The following is a 5,163-nucleotide window of genomic DNA, read 5'->3' on the forward strand; positions in this document are numbered from 1 at the left end:
GGTTCGAGTCCCTGAAGGTCCACCATTTTTGGGGGTATAGCTCAGTTGGGAGAGCACTTGCCTTGCACGCAAGGGGTCAAGGGTTCGACTCCCTTTACCTCCACCAAAGCTACGAAGTATTTCGTAGCTTTTTTATTTTATTTAAAATAATTTCTATTCATAAATTTTATTAATAGTGTTATTATAAATATACAGTAAATGTTAAAGTAAAGGTGAAAATGTATGGCGTTATATAGAGTTAAACAATTCGTATGGGCAGCAGGATCATATTTTAAGAAAATAGATACAGAGTATGTAAATAAATATTTAGATAAAGATGAAATGAAATTATTTAATAAATTAAACCATAATGAAAAGCATCACTCTATACGTGTTTGTAAAGATGCTTTAGATATATGTAAGAAAAAAAATATTTCTTTAAATACTAATAGAATTGCTAAAGCAGCTTTATTGCATGATGTAGGTAAGGGTGAATTTGGGTTAAACTTGGTAGAAAAATCTGCATTAGTTTTATTAAATAAATTAACTAAAGGGAAAATAAAAAAATACAATAGCATAAAACAAATAGATATATATTATAATCATGCACAAAAAGGTGCTGATATATTGAAGGAATTTAAGACTTATGATAAAGAGTTTTTAGACAGTATTAGATATCATCATAGTAATAAGAAAATAAGTAATGAATTATTAGATTTAATAAGAGAAAGTGATAATAAGAATTAACTTATGAGGTGAAATATGATTGCGAATAATAGAAGAGAAGCAATAGTTGAATTATTACTTAAAGAAAAAGCTCCTGTAAAGGGAGTTGAACTAGCAACGAAATTTGATGTAACTAGACAAATAATAGTTAAAGATATAGCTATTTTAAGAGCAAAAGGAAATAATATAATAGCAACTCCAGATGGTTATATGTTTAATGATGATAATGGTAGTAGAGTAAGAGCAATAATAGCAGTAAATCATAATAAAGATGAAATGATAAAAGAATTAGAGATTGTAATTAAATATGGTGGAATTATAGAAGATGTTATAGTAGAACATCCTATATATGGTGAAATTAAAGGTTTGTTAATGATTAAGAATCTTAATGATTTAAATAGATTTAAAAACACATTTGAATTATCAGATAGTGCTCCGCTATCTTCATTAACAAATGGAGTTCATCTCCATACAGTGTCTGTAGATACTAAAGAAAATATGGAATTAATAAAAAAAGAATTAAAAGAAAATGGACTTACTTTATAATTAGGGAGAATTTATATGGATTATGATGTTTTAGTTTTAGGTGGAGGCATAATTGGGTGTGCAGCTGCTTATGAATTATCAAAATATAATTTAAATATAGCTGTAATTGAAAAAGAGTATGATATAGCAGATGATATATCTTTTGTTAATAGCGCAATAGTTTATGATGGTTCAGAGACATCTAATAATGTTATGGCTGGGTTAGAATATATAGGTAATATATTATTAGAGGATTTATGTGGAAAATTTAATGTGCCTTTTAAGCGTATTGGTGGTTTAAGGGTAGTAGATGATGATAATGGTGTAATTAAGCTAAAGGAAATGTATGAGAGGGCTATTAAAAGAGGTATTGATGGTGTTCACCTTATTGACAGTGATGAAGTATATAAAATAGAGCCTAATATAAATCCAGGAATAAAGAAAGGTTTATATTCACAAAATGTAGCATTAGTAGCACCATACGATTTAGCTTTATCTTATGCTGAAGTAGCTTCTGATAATGGAGTTATATTTAGATTAGAAGAAGAAGTATTGAATATTATGAATATAGCTAAAGGATTTAAAGTTATAACTAATAAAAATAAATTTACTTGTAGAGTTGTTATAAATACTATTGCTAATGAGATGTTTATAAATGAAAGTGGAGTAGTTCAAGAAAAGGACGAATTAAAAAATGAGAACACTTTCAAAAATATGAGCTATATATTAGTTGATGATAGTTATAAAAATAAATTATCTAGAATAATAACTAAGACTTTTGATAAGGATACTTTTGTTGTATCTACACCAGTTTTAAATGGAGGCTCTTTAATAGGAATTAAAAGTATTGAAAAGACTAGTTTAGATGATAATATATCTTATGCTACAAAGCTTCTTAAAGATCTAGATAAGAATAGTATAAATAATCTATTTAGGGAAAGTTATGATAAAGATTCTATTGTAGTAGATGATAGTAGAATAGATAGAGGATTTATAAGTGTTACAGGAACTCATTATGGAAAAATTACATTGGCACCTGCTATAGCTAAGATGTTATGTGATACGTTGACTAATACATTAAAGTGTAGTCAAAAGAAGCATTTTATAGATAAAAGAAGAGAATCTTATAAATTCAGAGAGATGAATAAAGATGAAATAAATGAAGTAATTAAGGTAGATAATAGATATGGCAAAATGATATGTCTTTGTAATAATGTTACTGAAGGTGAGATTGTTGACTCTATAAGAAGGCCTCTTGGTGCAAGAACTGTTAAGGGAGTAAAGAGAAGAACCGGAGCTGGATTTGGCAGTTGTCATGGAGCTTACTGTAATGAAAAGATAGTAAGTATTTTAGCTAGGGAGTTAGGCAAAAATATAACAGATATAGTAGATGATTCAAAGGATTCTAAAATAATATCAGGAAGAATAAAGGAATTTGAAGGTATTTAGTGGAGGGTGTCATGGAGAATAAAGCTATATTTACTTCAGTGGTAAGAGTAAAAGGTAATAATAAATATAAGGTAGTGCCAGTAAAAAGCAGTGAAGAAGTAGATAAGAGTTTATGGATAGAAATATCTAAAGTATTAAGTAGAATTTATGTAAGTGTTCCTATTAAGCTAGGAAGTATAATATGTAAAAATGTTTTAAATACAGGTATTGATATAGTTTGTAGTAGAAATATTAAAGAAGCATAAAGTCAGAAAAATATGGTATAATAATAGATAGTACATATCTATTGACAAAATATAGGATGTTATAATATATTTAAGATAAATAAATGAATAAATAAACCGTTGAAAAGGCTAGTAATAAGATAGATGTTTTAAGAGAGTCAGTGGTTGGTGTAAACTGATAACTATATTTTATGAATCCACCTTGGAGGGACTGTGATGAGCAGTACGGTGTAATTCCGTTAAATTATTTAAGTGGATAGAAGTATGTTTTTATATATTACTACTATCAATTAGGGTGGCAACACGGAGTCTTTCGTCCCTTGTATAGGGAGGATAAGGCTCTTTTTTTATAAATGAATAATTAGTAGTTAAGAATAAAGATGAAACTTTATTGAGAATTCTTTGTATTAACCTAGAAATTTCATATGAATTTATTAATTAAATAATTGGAGGACAAAATGTTAGATTTAAAATTTTTAAGAGAAAATCCAGAAATAGTTAAACAAAACATCAAGAATAAGTTTCAAGATAAGAAACTTCCTTTAGTTGATGAAGTAATTGCATTAGATGCTGAAAGTAGAGCAACACAACAAGAAGCTGATTCATTAAGATCTAATAGAAAGACAATTTCTAAGCAAATAGGTGCATTAATGGGGCAAGGAAAAAGAGAAGAGGCTGAAGAGTTAAAAGCAAAAGTTAACGAACAAGCAGCTCGTCTTGCTGAATTAGAAGTTAAAGAAACTGAATTACAAGAAAAAATAAGAGAAATAATGTTAGTTATTCCTAATATTATTGATCCAACTGTTCCAATAGGAAAAGATGATAGCGAAAATGTTGAAGTAGAAAAGTTTGGTGAGCCTGTAGTTCCTGAATTTGAAATTCCTTATCATACTGAAATAATGGAAAAGTTAAATGGTATTGATTTAGATAGCGCTAGAAAAGTTGCTGGTAATGGATTCTATTACTTAATGGGTAATATAGCAAGATTACAATCAGGAATACTTTCTTATGCTAGAGATTTCATGATAAACAAAGGATTTACTTACTGTATACCACCTTTTATGATTCGTAGTGAAGTTGTTACTGGTGTTATGAGCTTTGCTGAAATGGAATCTATGATGTATAAAATTGAAGGTGAAGACTTATACCTTATAGGTACTAGTGAGCACTCAATGATAGGTAAATTTATAGATACTATAATAAAAGAAGATTCTCTTCCTCAAACATTAACTAGTTATTCACCATGTTTCAGAAAAGAAAAAGGTGCTCACGGTATTGAAGAAAGAGGAGTATATAGAATACACCAATTTGAAAAACAAGAAATGATAGTTGTTTGTAAACCAGAAGAAAGTAAAGAATGGTTCGAAAAGCTATGGAAATATACAGTAGAATTATTCCGTTCATTAGATGTTCCAGTTAGAACATTAGAATGTTGTTCAGGAGATTTAGCAGACCTTAAGGTTAAGTCTATAGACGTTGAAGCATGGTCTCCAAGACAAAAGAAATACTTCGAAGTAGGAAGCTGTTCAAATTTAGGAGATGCTCAAGCTAGAAGATTAAAGATTCGTGTAAATGGAGAAAATGGAAAATACTTTGCACACACTTTAAATAATACTGTTGTTGCTCCTCCTAGAATGTTAATAGCATTCTTAGAAAACAACTTAAATGAAGATGGATCTATTAATATACCAGAAGCTTTAAGACCTTACATGGGTGGAATGGACGTAATTAGATAATTAAAAATTATAAATTAAGGTTGAGACTAGACTATAGTTTCTTAAAAAAGAACAAATTCAGTTAATTCTGAATTTGTTCTTTAATTAATTATATATTATAAAAAAATAATTATAAAAAGTATAAAAAAAGTGTTGACATAATTATTAATAGTTGGTAGAATAATAAATGTTCCGAGGAGAGATGGTCGAGTTGGTTTAAGGCACCGGTCTTGAAAACCGGCGTGCGTGTGAGCGTACCGTGGGTTCGAATCCCACTCTCTCCGCCAAGAAGTTATTCGTAAGAGTAACTTCTTTTTTTATTATTCTATTATAAAAAATAAAAAACAAAAAGGGGCTGTCTCTGAAATGATTTTTAAAATCATTTCAGTAGACGGTCTTTTTATTTTTTATTCATATATTTATATGAAATTATTTCTAAATGAACAAGTTTTTTGACACGACAAATAGGAGGTTATAAACCTCCTATTCTCTGTAAAAATATACCTTTACGCTATTTTCTTTTCATGCAATAATATACCATTTCT

The 5,163-nt window shown here is 28.6% G+C and carries 5 protein-coding genes, 2 tRNA genes and 1 other annotated feature; all 7 genes read left to right on the forward strand.

Going from position 1 to position 5,163, the window contains the following annotated elements:
- Positions 1 to 30 precede the first annotated feature (30 nt).
- The 7 genes from H8S10_RS17585 to H8S10_RS17615 all read left to right on the forward strand — a co-directional run bounded on the left by H8S10_RS17585 (position 31) and on the right by H8S10_RS17615 (position 4,905).
- Positions 31 to 106 (forward strand) — tRNA-Ala (locus tag H8S10_RS17585).
- A 116-nt stretch (positions 107 to 222) separates the two neighbouring features.
- The gene (locus H8S10_RS17590) at positions 223 to 726 is read left to right on the forward strand and encodes an HD domain-containing protein (RefSeq protein ID WP_055268476.1); all 504 of its coding nucleotides are present in this window, start codon (positions 223 to 225) and stop codon (positions 724 to 726) included.
- Positions 727 to 741: 15 nt separating this feature from the next.
- Positions 742 to 1,251: a transcription repressor NadR gene (locus H8S10_RS17595; RefSeq protein WP_055268478.1), complete on the forward strand. Its 510-nt coding sequence runs from the start codon at positions 742 to 744 to the stop codon at positions 1,249 to 1,251.
- Between the two features lie 15 nt (positions 1,252 to 1,266).
- Positions 1,267 to 2,679 (forward strand): FAD-dependent oxidoreductase, encoded by a 1,413-nt coding sequence (locus H8S10_RS17600; RefSeq protein WP_055268480.1) that lies wholly within the window; start codon positions 1,267 to 1,269, stop codon positions 2,677 to 2,679.
- 11 nt (positions 2,680 to 2,690) lie between these two features.
- Positions 2,691 to 2,924: a DUF1667 domain-containing protein gene (locus H8S10_RS17605; RefSeq protein ID WP_055268482.1), complete on the forward strand. Its 234-nt coding sequence runs from the start codon at positions 2,691 to 2,693 to the stop codon at positions 2,922 to 2,924.
- A gap of 90 nt (positions 2,925 to 3,014) precedes the next feature.
- Positions 3,015 to 3,227: a binding site (T-box leader), on the forward strand.
- Between the two features lie 134 nt (positions 3,228 to 3,361).
- On the forward strand, positions 3,362 to 4,639 hold the full coding sequence (serS, locus tag H8S10_RS17610; protein WP_055268484.1) for a serine--tRNA ligase: 1,278 nt from the start codon (positions 3,362 to 3,364) through the stop codon (positions 4,637 to 4,639).
- Positions 4,640 to 4,814: 175 nt separating this feature from the next.
- Positions 4,815 to 4,905: transfer RNA gene (locus H8S10_RS17615), tRNA-Ser, on the forward strand.
- Positions 4,906 to 5,163: the final 258 nt, after the last annotated feature.

The organism is Clostridium sp. NSJ-49, assembly GCF_014287725.1.
GTDB classification, from domain to species: domain Bacteria; phylum Bacillota; class Clostridia; order Clostridiales; family Clostridiaceae; genus Clostridium; species Clostridium disporicum_B.